At 72.4% G+C, this 22447-nt stretch carries 23 protein-coding genes and 1 tRNA gene; 12 read left to right on the plus strand and 12 right to left on the minus strand.

What is annotated here, in order from left to right; all coding sequences use genetic code 11:
• Positions 1 to 23 precede the first annotated feature (23 nt).
• On the minus strand, positions 24 to 581 hold the full coding sequence (locus IF28_RS0121090; protein WP_030222675.1) for a hypothetical protein: 558 nt from the start codon (positions 579 to 581) through the stop codon (positions 24 to 26).
• 3 nt (positions 582 to 584) lie between these two features.
• Complete coding sequence (locus tag IF28_RS0121095; protein WP_030222678.1) at positions 585 to 1220, minus strand: hypothetical protein; 636 nt, start codon at positions 1218 to 1220, stop codon at positions 585 to 587.
• A gap of 156 nt (positions 1221 to 1376) precedes the next feature.
• Between IF28_RS0121095 and IF28_RS0121100 the strand changes: the two genes are divergently transcribed.
• Entirely contained in the window at positions 1377 to 1871 is a 495-nt protein-coding gene (locus IF28_RS0121100; RefSeq protein WP_030222682.1) for a GNAT family N-acetyltransferase, read from the plus strand.
• Between the two features lie 7 nt (positions 1872 to 1878).
• On the opposite strand, the gene IF28_RS0121105 is transcribed toward IF28_RS0121100, so the two are convergent.
• On the minus strand, positions 1879 to 3954 hold the full coding sequence (locus tag IF28_RS0121105) for an MDR family MFS transporter (RefSeq protein ID WP_030222684.1): 2076 nt from the start codon (positions 3952 to 3954) through the stop codon (positions 1879 to 1881).
• A 172-nt stretch (positions 3955 to 4126) separates the two neighbouring features.
• Here IF28_RS0121105 and IF28_RS0121110 point away from each other — a divergent pair, with 172 nt between their 5' ends.
• Complete coding sequence (locus IF28_RS0121110; RefSeq protein WP_030222687.1) at positions 4127 to 5116, plus strand: peptidoglycan-binding domain-containing protein; 990 nt, start codon at positions 4127 to 4129, stop codon at positions 5114 to 5116.
• 123 nt (positions 5117 to 5239) lie between these two features.
• Here the strand turns inward: IF28_RS0121110 and IF28_RS0121115 are convergent, their stop codons facing one another.
• Positions 5240 to 5902: an HAD-IA family hydrolase gene (locus IF28_RS0121115; RefSeq protein WP_030222689.1), complete on the minus strand. Its 663-nt coding sequence runs from the start codon at positions 5900 to 5902 to the stop codon at positions 5240 to 5242.
• 117 nt (positions 5903 to 6019) lie between these two features.
• Positions 6020 to 6601: a TMEM165/GDT1 family protein gene (locus IF28_RS0121120; protein ID WP_030222692.1), complete on the minus strand. Its 582-nt coding sequence runs from the start codon at positions 6599 to 6601 to the stop codon at positions 6020 to 6022.
• 404 nt (positions 6602 to 7005) lie between these two features.
• Here IF28_RS0121120 and IF28_RS0121125 point away from each other — a divergent pair, with 404 nt between their 5' ends.
• The 4 genes from IF28_RS0121125 (at position 7006) to IF28_RS0121140 (ending at position 10871) form a co-directional block, all read left to right on the plus strand.
• Positions 7006 to 7650 (plus strand): HNH endonuclease family protein, encoded by a 645-nt coding sequence (locus tag IF28_RS0121125; RefSeq protein WP_030222695.1) that lies wholly within the window; start codon positions 7006 to 7008, stop codon positions 7648 to 7650.
• 91 nt (positions 7651 to 7741) lie between these two features.
• Positions 7742 to 9388 (plus strand): alkaline phosphatase D family protein, encoded by a 1647-nt coding sequence (locus tag IF28_RS0121130; protein WP_030222699.1) that lies wholly within the window; start codon positions 7742 to 7744, stop codon positions 9386 to 9388.
• Between the two features lie 253 nt (positions 9389 to 9641).
• Positions 9642 to 10094 (plus strand): DoxX family protein, encoded by a 453-nt coding sequence (locus IF28_RS0121135; protein WP_030222700.1) that lies wholly within the window; start codon positions 9642 to 9644, stop codon positions 10092 to 10094.
• A 180-nt stretch (positions 10095 to 10274) separates the two neighbouring features.
• Positions 10275 to 10871, plus strand: a complete 597-nt coding sequence (locus IF28_RS0121140) for a DedA family protein (protein ID WP_030222702.1) — start codon at positions 10275 to 10277, stop codon at positions 10869 to 10871.
• Positions 10872 to 11192: 321 nt separating this feature from the next.
• Here the strand turns inward: IF28_RS0121140 and IF28_RS0121145 are convergent, their stop codons facing one another.
• A complete protein-coding gene (locus tag IF28_RS0121145; protein WP_030222703.1) occupies positions 11193 to 11426 on the minus strand; it encodes a DUF2277 domain-containing protein in 234 nt (77 codons plus the stop codon).
• 67 nt (positions 11427 to 11493) lie between these two features.
• Here IF28_RS0121145 and IF28_RS0121150 point away from each other — a divergent pair, with 67 nt between their 5' ends.
• Positions 11494 to 11829, plus strand: coding sequence for a hypothetical protein (locus IF28_RS0121150; protein ID WP_030222704.1), 336 nt, complete (start codon positions 11494 to 11496; stop codon positions 11827 to 11829).
• Between the two features lie 48 nt (positions 11830 to 11877).
• Here IF28_RS0121150 and IF28_RS0121155 read toward each other — a convergent pair.
• Positions 11878 to 11949 (minus strand) — tRNA-Val (locus tag IF28_RS0121155).
• Positions 11950 to 12129: 180 nt separating this feature from the next.
• On the opposite strand from IF28_RS0121155, the gene IF28_RS0121160 reads away from it, so the two are divergent.
• The 4 genes from IF28_RS0121160 to IF28_RS0121175 all read left to right on the plus strand — a co-directional run bounded on the left by IF28_RS0121160 (position 12130) and on the right by IF28_RS0121175 (position 15402).
• Positions 12130 to 12912, plus strand: a complete 783-nt coding sequence (locus tag IF28_RS0121160) for a DUF4097 family beta strand repeat-containing protein (RefSeq protein ID WP_030222706.1) — start codon at positions 12130 to 12132, stop codon at positions 12910 to 12912.
• 75 nt (positions 12913 to 12987) lie between these two features.
• Complete coding sequence (locus tag IF28_RS0121165; RefSeq protein ID WP_030222708.1) at positions 12988 to 14394, plus strand: hypothetical protein; 1407 nt, start codon at positions 12988 to 12990, stop codon at positions 14392 to 14394.
• Positions 14395 to 14403: 9 nt separating this feature from the next.
• Positions 14404 to 14628: an FmdB family zinc ribbon protein gene (locus IF28_RS0121170; protein ID WP_030222711.1), complete on the plus strand. Its 225-nt coding sequence runs from the start codon at positions 14404 to 14406 to the stop codon at positions 14626 to 14628.
• Between the two features lie 48 nt (positions 14629 to 14676).
• Complete coding sequence (locus IF28_RS0121175) at positions 14677 to 15402, plus strand: DedA family protein (RefSeq protein WP_037893670.1); 726 nt, start codon at positions 14677 to 14679, stop codon at positions 15400 to 15402.
• A 160-nt stretch (positions 15403 to 15562) separates the two neighbouring features.
• Here the strand turns inward: IF28_RS0121175 and IF28_RS0121180 are convergent, their stop codons facing one another.
• Genes IF28_RS0121180 through IF28_RS0121190 form a run of 3 tightly spaced genes read right to left on the minus strand, consistent with a single transcriptional unit; the run spans position 15563 to position 20087 of the window.
• The gene (locus tag IF28_RS0121180; RefSeq protein WP_030222717.1) at positions 15563 to 16375 is read right to left on the minus strand and encodes a hypothetical protein; all 813 of its coding nucleotides are present in this window, start codon (positions 16373 to 16375) and stop codon (positions 15563 to 15565) included.
• A complete protein-coding gene (locus IF28_RS0121185) occupies positions 16375 to 18903 on the minus strand; it encodes a phosphoribosyltransferase (protein ID WP_030222720.1) in 2529 nt (842 codons plus the stop codon). Before IF28_RS0121185 ends, IF28_RS0121180 begins: the two co-directional genes overlap by 1 nt.
• 17 nt (positions 18904 to 18920) lie before the next feature.
• A complete protein-coding gene (locus IF28_RS0121190) occupies positions 18921 to 20087 on the minus strand; it encodes an HpcH/HpaI aldolase/citrate lyase family protein (protein WP_030222722.1) in 1167 nt (388 codons plus the stop codon).
• A gap of 175 nt (positions 20088 to 20262) precedes the next feature.
• On the opposite strand from IF28_RS0121190, the gene IF28_RS0121195 reads away from it, so the two are divergent.
• Entirely contained in the window at positions 20263 to 21192 is a 930-nt protein-coding gene (locus IF28_RS0121195; protein ID WP_030222726.1) for a TerD family protein, read from the plus strand.
• 33 nt (positions 21193 to 21225) lie between these two features.
• On the opposite strand, the gene IF28_RS0121200 is transcribed toward IF28_RS0121195, so the two are convergent.
• Together IF28_RS0121200 and IF28_RS0121205 are read right to left on the minus strand one after the other, a co-directional pair.
• Positions 21226 to 21963: a TerD family protein gene (locus IF28_RS0121200; RefSeq protein ID WP_030222729.1), complete on the minus strand. Its 738-nt coding sequence runs from the start codon at positions 21961 to 21963 to the stop codon at positions 21226 to 21228.
• Positions 21964 to 22092: 129 nt separating this feature from the next.
• Positions 22093 to 22447: DUF475 domain-containing protein (locus tag IF28_RS0121205; protein ID WP_030222733.1), on the minus strand; the 355-nt coding region annotated here is incomplete at its 5' end.

Consider the following 22447-nt stretch of genomic DNA (forward strand, 5'->3'; position numbering starts at 1 on the left):
AGCGCCGGGCGGCGGCGGGCGGCTCAGACGTGCAGCAGCCGCTCCGCCAGTTCGCGGTAGTCCCGCAGGGCGAGCCTCAGCCGCTCGGTGTCGGCCGCCTCGGCGCCGTCGGTCCGCCAGGACCCCCGCAGGGTGCGGCGCCGCTCGGTCACCGCGTCGGTGAAACGGGCGGCGAGCTCCTCCAGTACGTGATCGGCCTCCTGCACGGAGTCGTTCGGCGCGTCGACGAACCCGGCGACGGCGTGCCGCAGCCGCGCCTCGAACGTGTCGGTGTCGTCGTGCGGGAGGAGAGGGACGTCGGGGGTCCGGTCGCCGGTGTGCCGCGTGCCGACCTCGGCACCGGTGTCCGCGCCGGTGCCGTTTCCGGTGTTCGTGCCGACTCCGGTGTCCGCGCCGGTGCCGGTTCCGGTGTTCGTGCCGACTCCGGTGTTCGTGCCGGTGCCGGTTCCGGTGTTCGTGCCGGTGCCGTCGGCCGCGGTGCGGCCCCCGGGCCCGATGTCCGTCTCCGGGGCGGGCGCCGGGATGTCGTACCCCTCGCGCGGCGGCGGGACGTCGCCGGGGCGTCGGGTCACGTCGGTCATCGCTCAGCTCTCCTTCGTCTGGCGCCGGTGGAACAACGACGGTGTGCGGTGGCCGCTTCCGGCGGCCGTACCGGCGCGGTGCTGTCCGGCCTCGTGCCGGGACGGCCCCACCAGGTCCTCGAACAGCGCGCGGGCCTCGACGAAGGCCTCGCGCAGCTTCTCGGTGTCCGTGCCGCCGTCCGCGCCGGCCCGCGCCGCCGTGTGCACACGCCGGTAGCCGTCGACGTGGTGGGCGTGGTGCACGGACAGGGCGGCGAGCTGGTCCTCGTACTGTCCGTCGGCGGGGAAGCCGCGCGCGGCGGCGAGTCCGGCGATCAGCCGGTCCGCCTCGGCGACCGCCTCGCGCGGCGCGTCGACGAACCGCTCCTGGGCGGCCGTCCAGCGCGCCTCGTAGCCCTCCCGCTCGGCGGGCTCCAACGACCGTACGCGCAGGCCGCCGTGGCGCTCCACACGCTCGGCGAGCTCCCGCTCGGCGGCCTTGGTGTCTCCGTCGTGCCGGGCGACGGCACGTTCGTACTCGGGTCCGAAGCGGCGCTTGAGCCCGCCGCCGTGCCGCGGCCCACGGGCGCGCAGAACCAGCAGGGCGACTACCGCGACCGCGACAATCACGATCAACGCAATGATCAGGCCAGTGGACATGAATGCCTTCCGGGTCTCGGCCCAACCGGCACTCCTCGCGAGCCGGTTCGCCTATCGTGTTGCCCGAAGGTTCACGCACAAACAGTTCCGGGCCGTCGGCGTCCGGCGGGCTTATCCGCTTGCGCCGCGGCCGCGGGGTCCGCCGAGAATGCGGGCATGTCTGCCTGGACCATCGCCCCGGAACCGTACGACTCGCCCGTCGCCGCCGCGCTGTGGCGCGCGTACTACACGGAGGTCAGCGACCGCTGGTATCTCCTGCACGAGGGGCGGCGCACCGATCCGGCGGAGCTGGAGCGGGAGATCGCCGCCGCGCCGGGCACCGACCTCGCCCCGCCGACGGGCGGGCTGCTGGTGGCCCGTCACGCGGGTGAGCCGGCCGGCAGCGCGGGCTTCCGGCTGCCGGGCGACGGGACGGCCGAGCTGACCCGGGTGTTCCTGTACCCGGGGATGCGGGGCAGGGGCGGGGCGGGGCAGCTGGTGCGGGCCGCCGAGGACGCGGCGCGGGCCGCGGGCGCCGGGCGGATGATCCTGGACACGCGCGGGGACCTCGTCGAGGCGCGGGCGCTGTACGCCCGGCTCGGCTACACGGAGACCGCGCCGCACAACGCCGGCCCGTACGCCGAGCACTGGTTCGCGAAGGAGCTGGTCTGAGGGCGGGTCAGCCCGTCGGGGTCACGGACCGCTCGTCGTGCGGGCGTTCGCCGCGCGATCCGCACAGCTCGTCGTTGAGTTCGTGCACCAGTTGCACCAGGTCGGTCGGCCGGTCCGGTCCCCACCAGTCGCCGAGCAGTTCGGCCAGCGAGTCCTCGCGGGCCCGCGCCAGCCGCTCCGTCACCTCGCGCCCCTCGTCCGTGAGCACCATGTCGGGGCCCCGGCGCACGGCGAGATGCCGGATCTCGGCCTGCCGGGCGGCCTCCAGGACGACGTTCAGCGGGATGGGGGTGCGTTCGGCGAGGAGGGCGGGTTCCACCGAGCCGTGCCTCCTGATCCGCAGCAGCAGCCAGCTGGTCGCGGGCAGCAGGTCGTAGCCGGCGTGGTCGGTGATCTTCCGGTAGATCTCGCGGCGCCCCTCGCGGGTGCCGAGCACGGACAGCGCCCGGCACACCTCGTCGTACGACGACCGCTCCACGGGGTTGCTGGCGAGCGTCTCGGTGACGTCGGGCGCGGTGACGGAGGCCCGCAGCCGGTCCTCCTTGAGCAGCCACGCCAGCGCGAACCCGAGGAGCGCGACGGGTACGGCGTACAGGAAGACGTCGGTGATGGCGGTGGCGTACGCGTCGAGCGCCGGCGGGCGCAGGTCGGGCGGCAGGGCGCCGATGCCGCGCGGGTCGGCCTTCAGCGCGTCGGCGGAGACTCCGGGCGGCAGCCGGGCCCCCCGGAAGGCGTCGGCGAGTTCGCTGCCGAGGCGGGAGGCGAAGATCGTGCCGAAGATGGCGACGCCGAACGAGGCGCCGATGGAGCGGAAGAAGGTCGCGCCGGAGGTGGCGACGCCGAGATCCTCGTACGGGACGGCGTTCTGCACGATCAGCACCAGGACCTGCATCACCAGGCCGAGGCCGAAACCGAAGACGAAGAAGTAGACGCTCATCACGGCGGTGGAACTGTGCGTGTCGAGGCGGTGGAGCAGCAGCAGTCCGATGGTGGTGACGGCGGTGCCCGCGATCGGGAACACCTTCCAGCGGCCGGTGCGGCTGACGATCTGCCCGGAACCGGTGGAGGACAGCAGCATGCCGGCCACCATCGGCAGCATGTGCACACCGGACATGGTCGGCGAGACGCCCTGGACGACCTGGAGGAAGGTCGGCAGATAGGTCATCGCGCCGAACATGGCGAACCCGATGATGAAGCTGATCACGGCGGAGAGCGTGAACGTGCGCACCCGGAACAGTTTCAGCGGCAGCACCGGTTCGGCGGCCCGCCGTTCCACCGCCACGAACGCCACGGCGAGCAGCGCGCCCAGCACCGCGAGCCCGACGATCTGCGGTGAGGCCCACGCCCAGGTGGTACCGCCGAGGGAGGCGACCAGGACCAGACAGGTGGCGACGGACGCGATGAGGAGGGTGCCGAGGTAGTCGATGACGTGCTTGGTCCGCCGGCGCGGGATGTGCAGCACCGCCGCGATCACGGCGAGGGCGACGATCCCGACGGGCAGATTGACGTAGAACACCCAGCGCCAGCTCAGATGTTCGGTGAACAGCCCGCCGAGCAGCGGCCCGAGCACACTCGTCGCGCCGAACACCGCCCCGAACAGGCCCTGGTAGCGGCCGCGGTCGCGCGGTGGGACGAGGTCGCCGACGATCGCCATCGACAGCACGATCAGCCCGCCGCCGCCGAGACCCTGGAGCGCGCGGAACGCGATCAGCTGGGACATGTCCTGCGCGGCGCCGCACAGCGCGGAGCCGATCAGGAAGATCACGATGGCGGTCTGGAAGAGCCTCTTGCGCCCGTACTGGTCGCCGAGCTTGCCCCACAGCGGGGTCGCGGCGGTCGAGGCCAGCAGATACGCGGTGACCACCCAGGACAGATGCTCCAGACCGCCGAGTTCGCTGACGATGGTGGGCAGCGCGGTGGCGACGATGGTCTGGTCGAGGGCGGCGAGCAGCAGGCCGAGCAGCAGAGCGCCGATCGAGACCATCACGTTCCCGGAGACATGCTCCCGGTCCGGTGGTCCGGCGCCGGGTGCGGGCCCCGCCTTGCTCCCGTTCGGCGCCGTACGGTGCGCGTCCCCGGCCATGCAGACCTCCACAGGATCCTGGTTCACCCCCCATCGTGATCGGTGTGACCTGTTATGGCCTGTTGAGTTCCTGTCCGGTCCTTGCGGAATCCCATATTCCGGGGGCGTGTGACCGCGTGTGTGAAGAAGATCTGCATAATCTCTGGAGTTCGCGAGGGGAGGGACGCAACACGTGGAACAGCCGAACGGGCACCCGTGCCCGGAGTGCGGTGCGCCCAGGAACGGGGACAACACGCCGTCGTGCGCCTGCACACTGCGCGCGTCCGACGCCCTGCGCGACGCGCGTACGGCGGAGGCCGCGGCGGCGGAGGACTTCGATCCGCTGCGCATACGGCCGTATGTCGAACTGGAGGGCGAGGCACCGGCGCCCGACGAGACCATGACCCTGCGCGCCCTCCCGCCGGAGGCGGCGGACGCCACGGCGGTGATCCCGACACCGCTGGCACCCGGGGCGGGCCCGCCGAACACCACCGATCTGAGCCTGTTCGACGGCACGCGGCCGCTTCGGACCGTGCCGGCCGCGGCCACCGCGGCCGCCGACCCCGCGCCTCCGCCGTCCCGCCGGCGGCGGCGCGGGGTGCTGTTCGCGGCCGCCGGGGCCGTCGTCGCCGTGGTGGGGGCGGCGGGGTGGGCCAGCGGGATGTTCTCGTACGAGACGCCGTCGCGGGACGGGGCGGCGCCGAAGGATGTGCGGGAGAGCGTTCCGGACGTGACGGAGACGCCGTCCGCGTCCGCTGCGGCCTCGTCGTCGGCTGCGCCGGAGTCCTCCTCCGCGCCGGCGGAGACTCCGTCGGCGAGTGCGAGCGCGTCGGCTTCGCCGTCCGTCTCCGCTTCGACGCCGTCATCGAGTCCGTCGTCGGCCGTGACGCCCTCCTCGTCGCCTTCGACATCGGCTCCGGCCGAGGCGCCCCCTTCGGAGGAGGAGGTCGACGAGGGTGCGGGGCCGGTGCTGCGCCGGGGGGACCAGGGGGCGGAGGTGGTCGAGCTGCAGCTCCGGCTGAAGGAGAAGTGGCTGTACAACGAGGAGATCCACGGCAACTTCAATCGCCGTGTGGAGGAGGCGTTGCGCAACTTCCAGTGGCCCCGGGGCCTGCAGTCCGAACTGGGCGTCTACGGCCCGGAGACCCGGGCGCGGTTGCAGTCGGAGACGAGGGAGCCGTAGGCGGGGGGGTCGGTTTCAAACGCCGGAGGGGCTGGATCAGCCCCTCCGGCGTTTGAGGAGCGGGGTCTGGGGCGGAGCCCCAGGTTCGGGACGGGAAGGGGCGGCGGGGGCGAAAAACCGCCCCTACTCCCCCACATGCAGCCGGACCGACCCGTCCCCCACGACCTCCACCCGCACCTGCGTGAGGTCTCGCACCACCACATCCGGCCGGTGGAAGCCGGCCCGGGGCCCGACCCCCACGACCCGCATCCCCGCGGCGCGCCCCGCCGCGATCCCCGCCCCGGAGTCCTCGAAGACCACGCAGTCCCCGGGATCGACCCCCAGTTCCGCCGCCCCCTTCAAGAACCCCTCGGGATCCGGCTTGCTCGCCCCCACCGACTCCGCCGTCACCCGCACAGCCGGCTGCGACAGCCCCGCCGCCCCCATCCGCGCGGCGGCCAGCGCGACATCCGCGGACGTCACGAGCGCGTGCCGCACCCCCGCCAAGGACGCGAGGAACTCCCGCGCCCCCGCGATCTCGACGACACCCTCGGTGTCGGCCGTCTCCTCCGCCAGCATCCGGGCGTTGTCCGCGTGGTTCTGCTCCATCGGCCGCCCGGGCAGCAGTACCGCCATCGACGCGTACCCCTGCCGCCCGTGCACGACCTTCATCACCTCGTCCCCGTCGAGCCCGTGCCGGTCGGCCCAGCGCCGCCAGACGCGCTCGACGGAGGCGTCGGAGTTGACGAGGGTGCCGTCCATGTCCAGCAGGAGGGCGCGGGCGGTGAGTACGACGGTGGCCGTCATCGGCAGCTCCAAGGTACGGAGGAGGAGTGGCCCCGCCCGCCGGTCAGGGAAAACGGGCGGGAACCACTTTGTTCACCCACGGTACAAAACAACCCGGGCTCCCGCCACCGCCCCCGGTCACCCGGAGACCGCCTCCCACAGACTCCACACCCCGAGCCCCAGCATCAGCAACGCGGCGATCTGCGTGATCAGCTTCAGCGGCACCCGCTTCATCAGCGCCTTCCCGCCGACGATGCCGAGCCCGGCCACCGCCCACAGCGCGAGCACCGCGCCCAGGCCGACGGAGAGCGGGTCGTCGTAGCGGGCGGCGAGGTTGGCGGTCATGATCTGCGTCAGATCGCCGAACTCGGCGACCAGGATCAGCATGAACCCGGTCCCGGCGACCTTCCAGAAGGACTGGTTCTCCGGCTTGCGGACCTCCTCCTCGTCCTCGCCCTTCTTCATCAGCAGCACCGCCGCGCCGCCCAGGAAGAGCACACCGGTGATCGCGTGCACGATCTGCTGCGGCAGCAGCGTGAGCACGCTGCCCGCCGCCACCGCGAGCGCCACATGCAGCGCGAAGGCGGCGGCGACACCGGCGAAGACGTAGGAGGCGCGGTAGCGGGTGCCGAGGACGAGGCCGGCGAGCGCCGTCTTGTCCGGCAGTTCGGCGAGGAAGACGACGCCGAAGACGACGGCCGTCACGGTCAGGCTGATCAACGGTTCCTCAATCGGTCGGGACTGCCCCACCGAGAGTGCTGTGCGTTGTCACAAGACACCTCGGCACGGCAGCACACGCGGCACCCGTGCCGTAGGGCACGGGCGTGCACTGCTTGCCGAAGGTCTCGCTGGCCGGCCCCGTGCCACGGGGCCCGCCTCCGGGCGCCGGCTCAGACGAGCTGAGCAGTATGTCGACGGTCCGGCGAAGAGCTACTCCCCTTCTGCGCCGTCCATGGTACGCGAAGCCACCGCGGAGCCCCGCCCTCGGAAATTTCACACCCGACCCATAGACGTGTCATGCACGCGTCATTAACTTCTTACCGGATCCACTTCTCCCGGCCACCCGGCGTCGCGAGCATTCCCCTGTTCGCACGCCAACGGCCCCACCCCACAAGGGAGTTCGCATGTCGAAGTTCTACGCGCGTCGACGGCTCAGCATAGTCGCGGCGTTCACCGGACTCATAGCCTCCGTCGGCCTGTTCAACGGGCCGAACGCCTCCGCCGCCCTCCCCACCCCGGTCAGCGCCGCCACCGCCCGCGGCTACCTCGCCACGCTGGACGTGCGCACCGAGAGCCGCACCGGCTACGACCGCGACCTCTTCCCGCACTGGATCACCCAGTCCGGCGCCTGCAACACCCGCGAGACCGTCCTCAAGCGCGACGGCTCGGGCGTCGTCACCGACTCCTCCTGCGCCGCCACCAGCGGCAGCTGGTACTCCCCGTACGACGGCGCCACCTGGTCCGCCGCCTCCGACGTCGACATCGACCACCTGGTGCCGCTCGCCGAGGCCTGGGACTCCGGCGCAAGCGCCTGGACCACCTCCCGGCGCCAGTCCTTCGCCAACGACCTGACCCGCCCGCAGCTCCTCGCCGTCACGGACAACGTCAACCAGTCCAAGGGCGACCAGGACCCCGCCACCTGGATGCCGTCCCGCACGGCCTACCGCTGCACCTATGTCCGCGCCTGGGTCCAGGTGAAGTACTACTACGACCTCTCGGTCGACTCGGCCGAGAAGTCCGCCCTGACGAACTACCTCGCGAGCTGCTGAGCCCGCTGATTCCCGTCCGCCGGGCGCGCACCTCTCCCCGGCGGCCTCCGTCGCTGCGTACCGTACGGGGCGACGGAGGAAGGGGTCACCCATGGCCGGACTGCGGCTCGGACCACTGCTGAGGTACGTCGACGGCTCGTCCGCCACCGTGTGGGTGGAGACGGACCGTCCGGGCACCGTCGAGGTGCGCTGCGCGGACGGGCCCGGCGGGACCGCCGGCACGTTCCAGATCGCGGGCCACCACTACGCGCTGGTCCACGTCACCGGTCTCGCCCCGGGCACGTCCACCCCGTACGAGGTCTTCCTGGACGACGCCCGGGTGTGGCCGTCGGCCGAGGAGCCCTACGCGTCGCTCCCGCCGTCCGTGATCCCCACACCGGCCCCGGACGCCCGTACCCGTGTCGCGTTCGGCTCCTGCCGCTGGGCCGCCCCGCCCACCGGGGAGCCGGACCCCGTCGGCCCCGACGCGCTGGACGCGCTGGCGCGGCGCATCGCCGCCGACCCGGACGGCGCACGCCCCGACGTGCTGCTGCTCCTCGGCGACCAGGTGTACGCCGACGAGACCTCCGACGCCACCCGCGCCTGGCTGGCCGCCCGCCGCGACCTCGACGACCCGCCGGGCGCCCAGGTGGCGGACTACGAGGAGTACACCCACCTCTACTACGAGTCCTGGCTCGACCCGCAGGTGCGCTGGCTGCTGTCCACCGTCCCCACGTGCATGATCTTCGACGACCATGACGTGATCGACGACTGGAACACCTCCGCCTCCTGGGTCGAGGACATGCGGGCCACGGCGTGGTGGCGGGAGCGGGTGCTCAGCGGGCTGATGTCGTACTGGGTGTACCAGCATCTGGGCAATCTCTCCCCCGCCGAGGCCGGGGCCGACCCGCTGTACGCGTCCGTCCGGGAGGCCGCCGACGGCACCGACGCGCTGCGCGCCTTCGCCGCCGCGGCCGAGGCGGACGCGACGGCCGTGCGCTGGAGCTACCGGCGCGACTTCGGCCGGGTGCGGCTGCTGATGGTGGACAGCCGCGCCGCCCGTGTCCTGGAGGAGGGCCGGCGCTCCATGCTCGACCGGGCCGAGGCCGACTGGCTGCGCGAGCAGGCCCTGGAAGGGCGCGACTCCTACGACCATCTGCTCATCGGTACGTCGCTGCCCTGGCTGCTGCCCCATCTGGTGCACGACGTGGAGGCGTGGAGTTCCGCGCTGTGCCGGGGCGACAAGGGCGCCCGCTGGGCTCGGTTCGGGGAGAAACTGCGGCGGGCGGCGGATCTGGAGCACTGGGCGGCGTTCCCGGAGTCGTTCGGCGAGCTGGCGGAGCTGATCGCCGAGGTGGGGACGGGGCCGGGGGCGCCGGCGACGGTGTGCGTGCTCTCCGGGGACGTCCACCACGCCTATGTCGCCGAGCCGAGCTGGCCGGACGGCGCCGGTCCGGACTCCCGGGTGGTGCAGCTGACCTGCTCGCCCGTCCACAACTCCATCCCGCTGTCGATAAGGCTCGGCTTCCGGCTCGGCTGGGGCGGCGGCGCCCGGCTGCTGGGCCGGGTCTTCGCCCGGCACGGGCGTCTCGGGCGGCCGCCGGTCGGCTGGCGCAGGACGGGCGGGCCCTGGTTCGGCAACCAGCTCATGACCCTGACGGCGGACGGGCGTTCGGCGGTACTGCGGCTGGAGCACGCGCGCGCGGACGAGGCCGGGGCCCGGCTCACCCGTGTCACGGAGACCCGGCTGAGCCGCTGAGCTGCGCGGAAGCCTGTGAGTCACCTGTGAACCGTGGTGCGAATTCGGTCACACCGTTGGTCACACCGACGGGGCGGACGCCGTACTGACCGGCGGGAGCGGGCGGCGGAGCAGCCGAAACGGGGCAAATACAGGGGCCGAATGTTGAACTTGCAAGTATGAGTAAGGGACACCTAACGTGGATGGCCGACTCGGTTCCGTCCCCCGGCCGGTCCCATCCGGGGTCCGGCTCGACCGAAGGAGACCCCCCACCATGACCGGACGCCTCAACAGCGCCCAGCCATATGCCCTTGGCATGTTCCGCATCGTCGTCGGACTGCTCTTCGCCTGCCATGGCGCCGTGTCCCTGCTCGGCCTGCTCGGCGGCGCGGACGGCAACGGCGGCACCGTCGAGACCGGGGCCTGGCCCGGTTGGTACGCGGCCCTGATCGAACTCGTCGGCGGCACCCTGGTCCTGCTCGGGCTCGGCACCCGCGCGGCCGCCTTCATCTCGTCCGGCTCGATGGCGTACGCGTACTTCAAGGTCCACCAGCCCGAGGCCCTGTGGCCGATAGAGAACAACGGGGAGGGCGCGGCCATGTACTGCTGGGCCATGCTCCTCCTGGTGTTCACCGGCTCCGGAGCCTTCGGCCTGGACCGCCTGATCACCCGCCGCTCCTCCGCGAACGGCGGACGGCGCACCGAACGGACCCCCGTGACGGCCTGACCTCCTCCCCATCGGGCCGTACGGTGCCCTCCTCCGCACGACGGAGGAGGGCATTCGCCGGTTACCGGGAAAAGGGAGGGGGAACGCGAGACCTCGAACGTACGAACCCCCCGTGACCTTTCTGTCACTCACCGGGCGTACGCTGGATGGCTGTCATCGGGGGAGTCACGGGGAGTTCGGGTGGAGAGTGTGGGGTCGCTGGTCGGCAGCCCGTGGATCTATGCGGTGGTGGCCCTCTCGGTCCTGCTGGACGTGTTCCTCCCGGTCCTGCCCAGCGGCATTCTGGTGATCACGGCGGCCACGGCCGCGGCGGCCGGTACGGCGAACGACGTACCCGACATCCTGGTGCTGACGCTGTGCGCCGCGACCGCCTCGGTCCTGGGCGACCTGATGGCCTACCGGCTCGCCTGGCTCGGCGGGCCCCGGCTGGACAGGGCGATCGCCCGCTCCCGGCGGCTGCGGAGCGCGCAGGAACGTCTCGGTGCGGCGCTCGCGCGGGGTGGCGGTGCGCTGGTCGTCCTGGCCCGCTTCGCGCCCGCCGGGCGCTCGGTCGTCTCCCTCGGCGCGGGCGCCGCCCGGCACCGCGCCCGCGACTTCCTCCCCTGGTCCGCCCTGGCAGGCCTCACCTGGGCCGCCTACAGCACGGCCCTCGGCTACTTCGGCGCGCACTGGCTGGGCGCCACGTGGCTGGCGACGGCGGTCTCGGTGGGCGCGCTGTTCGCCGCGGGAGCGGGCGCCACCTACTTGATGCGCCGCCACCCCGCACAAGCCACGTAAACCCCACCCGCGCCCCCGCACTCCGCGGGCAGTCGTGCCGCTGGGGCGGCACGGGTGGGCGCGACGGCACCCCGCTCACGCCGGGCTGCGTGACACCCCCCGGATCAGCTGGACCCCGGTGCGTGCGGGGCGGGGCCGGGTACACGCTCGCCCCGCTGGAGGGGGTGCCGCTGCGCCCACCCGTGCCGCCATAGCGGCACAACTGCCCGCAGCTACGCGGGCGGGCGGGGTACGCACCCTGCCCGCAGCTACGCGGGGTGCGCGGGGTGCACACCCTGCCCAGAGCTACGCGGGGCACGCGGGATGCGCACCCCCGCCGGCCTAGCCCGCCGCTCGGCGGTCCGCGGCGCCGCGGATCTCCAGTCCCTCCAGGAGTTCCGCCGTCGCGGACGCCACCGCTTCCACCGCCCGTTCGAACACCTCGCGGTTGTGTGCGGCCGGGGCCCGGAAGCCGGACACCTTCCGTACGTACTGCAGGGCCGCGGCCCTGATCTCCTCTTCCGTCGCCTCTTCCGGCTGCACGGGCGGACGCAGGGTCTTGATACTCCGGCACATGCCCCCAGTCTGACGCGCCCACCCACCAACTCGCCACCCAAAATCGAACAGGCGTATCATTGCGACCGTGGCCGAGACCTACGACTTCCCAGGTGACCTCCTCGCCGGTCAGGAGGAACTGCATCAGGTCAGGGCCGAGTTGTCGGCCCTGCTGAAGCGGCTCCCCTGGTCGGTCGAACCCCTCGACGGCTTCAGCGACGACAACGGCTGGCGCAAGGTCGAGCGCCCCGCCTCCCCCGGCTGGACCGCCGACGAACAGGCTGAGGTGGAGAAGCTGAGACAGCGGGAACACGAGCTCGCGGTGTTCGTCAGCACCCACCGCTACTGGGCGGAGTTCACCGGCACGGACCGCATAGACGCCCGGGCCGGCCTGAAGCACACACGCACCCGGAACCCGGAGTAGAACGGAAAAGGGCCCCGGAGATCAGATCTCCGGAGCCCTCGCTCCCGGTGGGCGCGGACGGTTTCGAACCGCCGACATCCTGCTTGTAAGGCAGGCGCTCTACCCCTGAGCTACGCACCCGAGTCGAACCGACAGCCTACATGCCGCACAACCGGCCCCGGCACACCGCCCACCGGGGGATATCCCCACCCCCGATCCGGTAGCGGCCCGGATCCCCCGCGGGCCCCCGCCTCCGTACGGTCGAAGCACGCTCGAGCACCAGCCGCCGAGCGCCACCGTCCGCCCCAGGGGGAGACCGTCATGACCCGCACCATCACCCGTCCCGCGCGGACGCGCGCCCTCGCCCTCGCCGGCGCCACCGTGGTGCTCGTCGCGGGACTGAGCGCCTGCGGCGCGTCCGCCGCCGACGACACCGATCCCGACCACCGTTCCTTCGACCTGCCCGGCGACACCCTCACCATCGACTCCGACGACTCCGCCCTGGAGATCGTCGCCGCCGACGACCACGCCTCCGGAAAGATCGAGGTCACCCGCTGGTTCAAGGGCACCGTCGCCATCGGCTCGGACCCGAAGGTCACCTGGTCGATGGACGGCGACCGGCTGGTGCTGCGGGAGAAGTGCTCGGGCATCGTCGCCGACTGCGCCACCAAGCACCGCATCGAGGTGCCGCGCGGCGTCCAGGTGAAGGTCGAGGAGAAGGACGGCAGCGTACGGGCGCGGGGCTTCCGCGACGCGCTGAGCATCCGTACGACGGACGGCTCGGTCCACGTCACCGACTCCACCGGCCCGCTGGAGCTGCGCACCGGTGACGGGTCGGTGCGCGCCGAGGTGTCCTCCCGTACGGTGCGCACGCACAGCGGTGACGGCTCGGTCCGCCTCGAACTCGGCGCCGTACCCGACCTGGTGGACTCCCGCAGCGGCGACGGTTCCCTGACGATCGACCTGCCCCGGGCCTCGTACCGGGTGGACACCACAACCGGCGACGGCGCCGAGGACGTGTCCGTGCCGCGCGACGACGCCAGCTCCCATGTGGTGACCGCCCGCACCGGTGACGGCAAACTCACGGTCCGTACGGCGAACTGACCGCCCCGTGTCTTCGTCCTCTACCGGTGGGAGAATGGCATCGGGCCGGGGCGAACGACAGTACGGGAGAGGGATGTGACGGCGACACCAGCACAGCCGTACTCGCCGTCGGAGCCGCGCGTGCCACGCATGCGGCGCGCCCGCCGCACCCCCGGGGCGTCAGCCCTGCGGGACACGCTCGCCCTCGTCACGCTGCCGCTGGTCGCGGCGCTGGCGCTGCCCGCCGCGTTCGCCGGCGGCGGGACCCGGCGCTGGTTCGGCGGGCGGGCCGAGAACCAGCGGGCGGAGGCGCAGGCCGCCAAGGACGCGGCGGCGGCCGCCTTCTACGAACTCGACACCGCCCAGCGCGATCTGCGGATCTCCATCGAGACGATCACCGCCGTCGACTCCTCCCCCGCCGCCCGCCGCGCCGTGGCGGACTTCGAGGCGCTCGGCCGCCGTATCGACGAGGCCAGCCACCAGTACATCAGCGCCGTCGACGCCCATGACCTGGACCGCGACGACCTGGAGGCCTCGGCCGCCTCCCAGGCCCGTACGCGGCTGACCGCCGCCAAGGACGAGCTGGGTGAGGTCAAGCGGGAGCTGGACCGGTTCACCGACGGGCTCGGCCCCCTCCTCGGCAAGGCCGAGACCCAGCTGGCGCGGCTCGCGCCCTCCGTCGAGCGGGCCCGGCAGGCGCTGCTGGCCGCCTCGAACGCCCTCGACTCCGTGCGCGGCTCGGGCCTGAGAGCCGACGACCTCGCCGCCCGGCTCGCCGCGCTCTCCCCGGAGCTGACCAAGCTGAACCAGGGCGCGGGACAGCACGGCGTACCGCAGACCCTGGAGCGGGCCGAACGGGTCACGCGGGAGGCCGAGGCCGTACGCGTCGAGGCCGAGCGGCTGCCGGAGCGGGCCGCCGAGATCGACCACCGGCTGGTCTCCCTGCGCACCCGCGCGCAGGCCCTCACCACCCGCTCCGGGCAGGTCGAGCCGGTGCTCAGCGAGCTGCGCCGGCGCTTCACCGCCGCCTGCTGGCAGGACCTGCAGCACGTCCCCGAGCTGGCCGCGGAGAACGTGCAGCAGGCGGAGGCGAAGCTCGCGGAGGCGCGGGCGGCCCGCGAGGAGCAGCGCTGGCCGGACGCGACCGCGCTGCTGTCGACCGCGCGGGCCCTGCTGAACACGACCGACGAGGCGGTGTCGGCCGCCGGTGACCGGCTGCGGCAGCTGAACGCCGTGCAGAAGGACCCGGAGCAGGAGATCGACCGCACCCGTTTCGCCATCCGGGACGCCCAGCGGCTGGCCATGGCCGGCCGCAACACCCCCGACCCGCGTCACGCCCGCCCGCTGGACGAGGCCGTGGCCCGGCTGGAGCGGGCGGTCACCGCTCTCGAGGGCCGCCATCCCGACTACTGGCACTTCCTCACGGAGACGGAGGAGGTACGGGCGACGGTGGGCCGTGTGGTGACACAGATCCGGGAGGAACGCGGCGGGGGCGCCGGTTAACCTGTGCGCATGCCTCGCTATGAGTACCGCTGCCGTACCTGCGGCGACACCTTCGAACTGAGCCGGCCGATGGCGGAGTCCTCCGCGCCCGCGGACTGTCCGGCGGGCCACGACGACACCGTGAAGCTGCTCTCCACGGTCGCGGTGGCCGGTACGGCGTCCGCTCCCGCCCCGGCGCCCCGCGCGGGCGGTGGCGGTGGTGGCGGCTGCTGCGGCGGGGGCTGCTGCGGCTGACGGCCCGTCCTCAGGCTCCCTTCAGCTTCGTCTCCCTAGCGTGACGGCATGACAGCCATCGCAGCCCACATGATCACGGCGGCCGGGGACGACGGAAGTGCCGGACCGGGGTGGGTCAACGACCTCATGGACGCCATGGGCGCCCCCGGGGCCGGCCTCGCCATCGCGCTGGAGAACCTCTTCCCGCCCCTGCCCAGCGAGGTCATCCTGCCGCTGGCCGGGTTCGCCGCGAGCAGCGGGCGGATGAGCCTGCTCGCCGTGCTGCTGTGGACCACCGCCGGCTCGGTGATCGGCGCGCTCGCCCTGTACGGGGTGGGCGCGCTGCTCGGCCGGGACCGGACGGTGGCGATCGCGGGACGGCTGCCGCTGGTGAAGGTCACCGACATCGAGAAGACGGAGGCGTGGTTCCTGCGGCACGGGCCGAAGGCGGTGTTCTTCGGCCGGATGATCCCGATCTTCCGCAGCCTCATCTCGGTGCCGGCCGGTGTGGAACGGATGCGGCTGCCGCTGTTCCTCGGGCTGACCACGCTGGGGAGCGCGATCTGGAACACGGCGTTCGTGCTGGCCGGGTATGCGCTCGGGGACAACTGGGCGCGGGTGACGGACATCGTGTCCGCGTACTCGAAGGTGGTGCTCGGGGGAGCGGCCGTGGCGCTGGTCGTGTTCGTGGTGCTGCGGGTGCTGCGGCGGCGGGGTGGTGCGGCGCAGGTGCCGGCTGACGCCGATCCGGGCTATGACTCGGGTGACACCATGGTTCTGCGCCGGCCCCGCTGACTGCTCCCGGTGGCGGGAGAGGTTTTTCGCCCCCGCCGCCCCTTCCCGTCCCGACCCTGGGGCGCTGCCCCCAGACCCCGCTCCTCAAACGCCGGAGGGGCTGAAACTTAGCCCCTCCGGCGTTTGAGGAGCGGGGGTCCGGGGGCAGCGCCCCCGGGTCTCAGCGTGGCGCCCTCACCGTTCGCAGCAGTTCGCGCAGGATGCGTTCCCCGGCCAGGATGCCCCGTTCGGGGAGTGCTCTGATCGCCGGCGCCGTCCAGTCCGCCTCGGCGAGTTCGCCGTGGCCGGGGCGCCAGCCCTGGTCCGCCGCGAGCAGCAGGTCGGCGTCGAGAAGCGAGTCCCCGGCGGCGAGCGTGAGAGCGGCACCGCTCCGGCGCGCGACCTCGTACATCGCCGCGCTCTTGGTGAGCGGCTTGGGCACGGCGTAGATCTTGCGGCCCTGGAGGGAGACCGTCCAGCCGCGGTTCTCCGCCCACTCCCCGAGTTCCTTCACCCACTCCTCGGGCAGCAGTTCGCGCTCGACGACGAGATAGGCGAAGAGGTCCTCGGCTATCCGGTGCTTGCGCACCCACACCGGGTCGGCGGTCCGCAGCAGATGCTCCTGCACCTCGGCCAGCGGGGCGCACTCCTCGGCCAGCCGGGCCTGCACCCGGGCGTGCCAGTCCTCGTCGGACACGCCGTCGACGAGGAGATGTCCGCCGTTCGCGCAGATGGCGTAAGCCGGGGGCGGGCCGGGGAGGTTGATGCGCTGGTACTGCTTGCGGGTGCGGGTGGTCGTCGGCACGAACAGCGCCTCGTCACCGAGATCGGTGAGGAGCTGCGCGGCCGTCTCCGTCATGTACGACAGGGGCTTGCTCTCATGGACCTCGACGCACAGCAGCCGGGGTGCCCGCGCGTCCGGCATGGTCAGCGCGAGGGCGGCGGCGGAGTAGATGAGCGTACGGTCGAGATCGCTGGCGACGACGACGGGCATCAGCGGGTCACCGCCTTGCCGTCGACGCCGGTCGCGCCGCGCGTGTAGCGGGGGTGGATCAACCCCACACAGGTGTAGGGGAGTTCGTCGACCTCCTCGACGGGGACACCTCGCTGCTCCGCGAGCAGGCGGACGTGGTCGAGGTCGCGGCCGGCTCCCGCACGGGCCAGCACCTTCCAGGGGACCCGGCGCAGCAGCACCCGGGTGGTCTCGCCGACGCCGGGCTTGACGAGGTTCACGTCGTGGATGCCGTACTCCTCGCTGATGCGCTCGACGGCCGCCCAGCCCTCCCAGGTGGGGGTGCGGTCGGCGGAGAGCAGTTCCTTGGCCTGGGCGCAGGCGGCGTCGGCGACCTGGGGGAAGCGGGCGGAGACGGCGTCCAGGAAGGACACGGAGAGGTCCGCGCCGGCGAGTTCGCGGTAGAACTTCGCGCCGTGGAAGTCGTCCGGGCCGACCAGGTCCGCGCGGAGCACCGTGCGGGAGATCAGGCCGGAGACCGTGGAGTTGAGGCAGGCGGAGGGGATCAGATAGTCGTCGCGGGTGCCGTAGGTGCGGACGCAGGAGCCGGGGTCGGCGAGGACCGCGATCTCCGGGTCGAAGCCGGTGACGCCCTCGGCCTTCTCGAACTCCTCTATCGCCTGGGCGAGTTCGCGGGTGATGGCGCCCTTGCCGGTCCAGCCGTCGACGAACACCACGTCCCTGGGGTCGTGGTGGGCGGCCAGCCAGCGCAGCGCGTTGGCGTCGATGCCGCGGCCGCGCACGATGGAGACGGCGTAGTGCGGGAGTTCGAGCTGGTGGCGGTGCTGGGCCCAGCGGCGCATCAGGATGCCGACGGGGGTGCCGGCGCGGGCCAGCGACACGAGGACCGGGCGGGGGGACCGCTCGGCGAGGACCGTCTCCGTCACCACGCCCACTGCGTGGGCGAGGCGGTCCGCCGACTCGTCGAGGGCGGTGTGGAACAGCCGCTGGTACTGCTCGCTCGGCTGGTACTCCACCGGCAGCGACTCCGCGTAGTGCGCGCCGCCGCTCTGGATGGCCTCCTCGCGCTCCTCGGTCGGCGCCTCCAGGGTCACGTCCGAGAGGTCCTGGAGCAGCCAGCCGACCTCCTCGGGCGCGTACGAGGAGAAGGCGGGGCCTCTGAGGGGCTCGGGCAGCATGGTGGCGGGCCTTTCGGCTGGTACGTACGACGGTACGACCGCGAGGAGAACGTGCGGAGTGTGCTCGGCGAGGCGGGCGAGCAGGCCGTCGGGGGCGTGCAGCGCGGGGGTGTCGGCGGCGGAGTCGACGACGGCGACGACGGCGTCGAAGCCGGCGCCGGCGACGTTGTAGGCGTAGCGGTCGCCGGGGCCGTCGGCGGGGTCGTCGTGGGCGGGGAAGGTCAGGCGGGTGCGTATCGCGTAACCGGGGTCGTCGACGGCGAGGACGGGGGAGCGGGTGGTGGTGGAGAAGCGTATGTCGGCGTCGGTGGCCCGCTCCAGCTCGCCTGCCAGGCGGAGGGGGGTGTACATCAGCTCCTCGAAGCCGAGGACGAGTACGCGGCGCGGGTTGTCCGTCATCGCCTCCGCGAGGCGGGCCGCCATGCCGGGGAGCGCGTGCTCCAGCCGGGCGCGGTGCGCGGGGGTGAACCCGTGCCGGCCCCCGTCGGGAACCCCGCCGGGCCACCCCAACTCCACCCGCGTAACAGCCCGCGCCCCTGGGGGGACCGTCGTGCCGTCGGCTTCCAGGTGGGCGGGAGTGTCGGCGCCCTGAAGGGGCGCGGGGAACTGCGCGACCAGCCCCGACGCACCCGCGGCGGCGGAAGCTCCGCCAGTGGCACCCTCCTGCTCCGCCACCAGCGCCGCCCCCCGTTCCAGCACGCCGTCGGGCAGGCGGACCGTGCCCGACGCCGCCGTGACGAGGTCGATCCTCGCTCCGATCGAGCGGGAGAACGACTCCAGCCGCCCCGCGTCCGCGCCCGACCGCATGTCGACCAGCGCGACCACCACGTACCGCTCCCGCGGATACCGCGCATGAAGATCTCGTACGGTGTTGAGCACCGTGTTACCCGTCGAGAACTCGTCGTCGACCAGCACCAGCGGCCCGCCCCCCGCCAGCAGCGCGGGATCCTCCGGCAGCAGCAGATGCGACGTCGCGTGCGAGTGCGACTCCTCGAACCCCCCGGCCGTGGCCGTCCCCGCCACCGTTCGCCGCGTCGAGTGCAGATACGGCGCGACCGTCAGCCCGTCGGCCACCGAGTGGCCGAGCCCGGTGGCCGTCTCGGCGTAGCCGAGGACCACCGCGGACGACGCCGAGGAGCCCAGCAGCTCCCGCACCCTGCGGCCGAGCGCCACGCCGTGGCCGTACACGACGGACGGCGACTGCGGGACATGCTTGCCGAGCACGTTGGACACCAGCAGATGGGCCCGTTTGGGGTTGCGGCGCAGCGCCAGCCCCAGCAGCTCGGGCAGGCTCTCGTCGCCGGCCAGCTCGACGCCGAGCCGCTCCGTGACCCAGCTGCCCGACCAGACGCCGCGCTTCCCCTCGTTCACAGACCTCTCCCTCTTCGTCACTCCGCCAGACCCGCCGCGAGCAGTTCCACGAAGCCGATGTCCGCGTTCGCCACCCCGAAGACCTCGGCGCGCAGCAGGGTCCGCTCGGCCCAGGCGCGATGAGGCTTCACCTCGTTCATCTTGTTCGTGTACGCCGACCGGAGTACACCCCCGCCGCCGCGTTCCGGCCGCAGGATGTCCTGGGCGTCGCTGAACTCCTCGTGGCTGACGACGGACAGCGCGTGCACGGGCAGGACGTGGGAGGGGTGGATGCAGGTCTTGCCGAGCAGACCGTTGGCCCGGTCGAGGGAGATCTCGCGCAGCAGGCCGTCCATGGCGTGTTCGATCAGCTTCTCGCGCAGCGCGACGGCCTTCACCTCGTGGAAGGGGCTCTGCCGCAGAAGTGGCTTGAACATGCGCTCCTGGACCCGGAAGTACTCCCACACCGGCCCGGTCACGGTGAACCCCGTGCCGTCGGCGCGGGCCAGCATGTTCACCACGTCGGAGATCACGGAGGCGACGACCTGGATGTCGTACGCCGTCATGTCGGGGCCCCTGCGCAGCCCGTAGGAGGAGCAGAAGTCGGTCACGCCGAGGCGCAGCGCGAGCACGCGGTCGCGGTACTTGTCGACCGCGCGGAAGATCCCCTCGAGGGTCTGGACGCGCGACTCGCGGTAGAGCAGCTCGGGCGACTCCAGGACGGGCATGGCGAAGAGCCGGTGGCCGCTGTCGGCCTCGGCGGTGGTGAGCGCCTCCAGGAACGGCAGGCCGCGTTCCGAGGTGAACTTCGGCAGTACGAATCCGGACAGCAGCCGGACGGCGGGGCCGATACGGCGTACCAGGTCCGGGATCTGCTCGGGGGTGCGGACCCGGATGAACAGCAGCGGCAGATCCGCGCCGGACCGTCCGGCCAGGTCGGTGAACTGGCGTACGAGGTTCTCCTCACCGGCGGCCACGTCGGCGTCGCCGATGGAGTCCTCCAGGCACAGCACCATGGAGACCACGCCGCAGCCGCCCTGCTTGAGGACGTCGTCGGCGAGCCGGGGCCGGGTGGCGGGGCTGTAGAGCGTGGCTCCGAGGGCCGCGGACAGCGTCCGGGCCGGGGATTCCTGCGTGAACTCGCCGGGCTCCTGGAAGAAGAGACGTTTCCGCACCGCAGGGGCGATGTGCCCGAAGTGACGCATATGACTCCCCCGTGATGTCTCTGGAATCTCTGGAAATTGTCGGAAGGTGGCCGGTAATAGTACGTAGGGCTCCATGTCGGCGGTTCCCGCGGGGCATGAACTTCAGGTAACCCCGCTGTGTCGACCCGAACCCCCCGCATTGTCGTGACCAGGACGGAGAAGGCAAAATGACCGCATGACGCACGCGATGCTCAAGGGGTCGAACGTCCCTCTGGAGACCACCACGGTACGTGCCGTGCTGCGCTGGTCGCCCGGGCAGGGGGTGCCGGACGTCGACGCCTCCGCGCTACTCCTCGGCCTCGACGGTCGTGTGCGCTCCGACGAGGACTTCGTTTTCTACAACCAGCCACGGCACCCGGGCGGCCAGGTGTGGCGGCTCGGCAAGAAGCGCGCCGACGGGGGCCTGACCGACACGATCCAGACGGATCTCGCCGGTGTCGAGTCCGGCGTCGGCCGGATTCTGCTCGTCGCGTCGGCGGACGGCGTCACCTTCGACCGCGTACGCGACCTGCGCATTCTGCTGTACGACGCCCAGACCGCCGACGGGGAGGCGCTGGCGTACTTCGACATCAAGCCGGAGACGGGCCAGGAGACCGCGCTGATCTGCGGTGAGCTGTACCGGCGCGGGGACGGCTGGAAGTTCCGGGCGCTCGGCGAGGGCTATTCGAACGGTCTGAAGGGCCTGGCCACCGACTTCGGCATCTCGGTGGACGAGTCGGAGGTGGCCCAGCAGCCCGATCCCTCCGAGGTCACCACCCAGCAGCCGCCCCCGACGGCGCACGTACCGGCCTCCGACCGGACGGAGGCGCTGCCCCGGCCGCAGGCCCCGGCCGTCCCGCCGGTGCCCGAGGTGTCCCGGCCGCTGCCGCCCGAGCGGCCGGCGGGGGTGCCCGCGCAGCCCGCGTACGGCTATCCGCAGCAGCCCGCGGCCACCCAGCCGGCCTACGGCTATCCCCAGCCGGCCGCCGGCCAGCCCGCCTACGGCTATCCGCCGGCCGCCGCCACGGCACCGTCCGGGTACGGCTTCCCGCCGCCGGCCGCTGCCGCCTCCGCCGACCCGGACTTCCGGCTTCCGCCGCAGGGGCCGCAGTTCATCGGACGCTGACCACCCACGGGGACCTTCGGGTCCAAGGCCTTCTCAGCGGTCGGCCTTGGACTTGAAGCCCCTCCCCCATTGCAGTCCCCACCCGTACAGCCGGTCCAGCTCCGCCTGGAATCCGTAGACGAACTTCACCTCACGGCGGACGAGGATCTCGTTCTTGACGTTCTCGATCATCACCACCGCGCAGGAGCGGGCCTGGGGGTGGCGTTCGTCGAGGCCGATCTCGATCCGCGGGCCGTTGCTGGGGTAGAGCGTGACCATGGCGTGGGTGCGGTCGAACGCCGGGGTCTGGTCGTAGATGTAGGCGAAGACCAGCAGGCGCTTGATGTTCTCGCGCTGGTCCAGGTTGACGTACATGGTCTCGCCCGAGCCCGACCCGAACCGGTCGTCACCGCTGAGCTTCACGTACGGCGCCGCGTTGACGTCGCCGAGGAGGCCGCCGAGCGGCTGGACCACACCCTTGGTGCCGTCCTGCAGCTCGTACAGACAGCCGAGGTCGAGGTCGACGTTGACCATGGACTGACTGTGGCCGACCACCTCCGGCGGTTTGAGCGCCTTGAAGGGGTGCCGCAGCAGGCTTTCGCGCTGGGAGCCGCCGAAGTCGGAGGTCCGCATCCGCCAGCTGAGGTTGATCCGCAGATGTCCGGTGGCCGCGCCCTGCTTGGTCAGGGACACCTGACCGTGCCGTTTGGTCAGCTCGATGGCGTTGCTGGCCGCGCTGCCCGAGTCGAAGGCGCTGTCGCGTCCGCGCCACAGTCCGTCCAGTAGTCCCATTCCCGCCCCAAGTCCAGTCGTCGCACCCCCGCCCGGGGCCGCCGGGACTCCCGGACGGCCGACGGGGCGGCCCCGAGGAGTGGTCCTCGATGGCCGCCCCGTCGAGAGCGTTCCTCACCCGGAGTGCTGTCACACCCCGGAGGAGACCTCAGTCCTGTCGCCGGCGTTTCCCTCGGCCGCCGCGAGTGCCTTGTTACGGCGCACGGAGGACAAGAAGGACCAGCCGATCAGGATCACACCCACGGAGCCGGTGATGAGCTCCGGGATCTCGTACTGGATCGTGACGAGCAGGATCAGGGACAGGGCGCCGATCGCGTAGTGCGCGCCGTGCTCCAGGTAGACGTACTCGTCCAGGGTGCCCTGGCGGACCAGGTAGACCGTGAGCGACCGGACGTACATGGCGCCGATGCCGAGGCCCAGGGCCATCAGGACGATGTCGTTGGTGATGGCGAACGCGCCGATCACGCCGTCGAAGGAGAAGGAC

This window comes from Streptomyces sp. NRRL WC-3626 (assembly GCF_000718785.1).
GTDB classification, from domain to species: Bacteria; Actinomycetota; Actinomycetes; order Streptomycetales; family Streptomycetaceae; genus Streptomyces; species Streptomyces edwardsiae.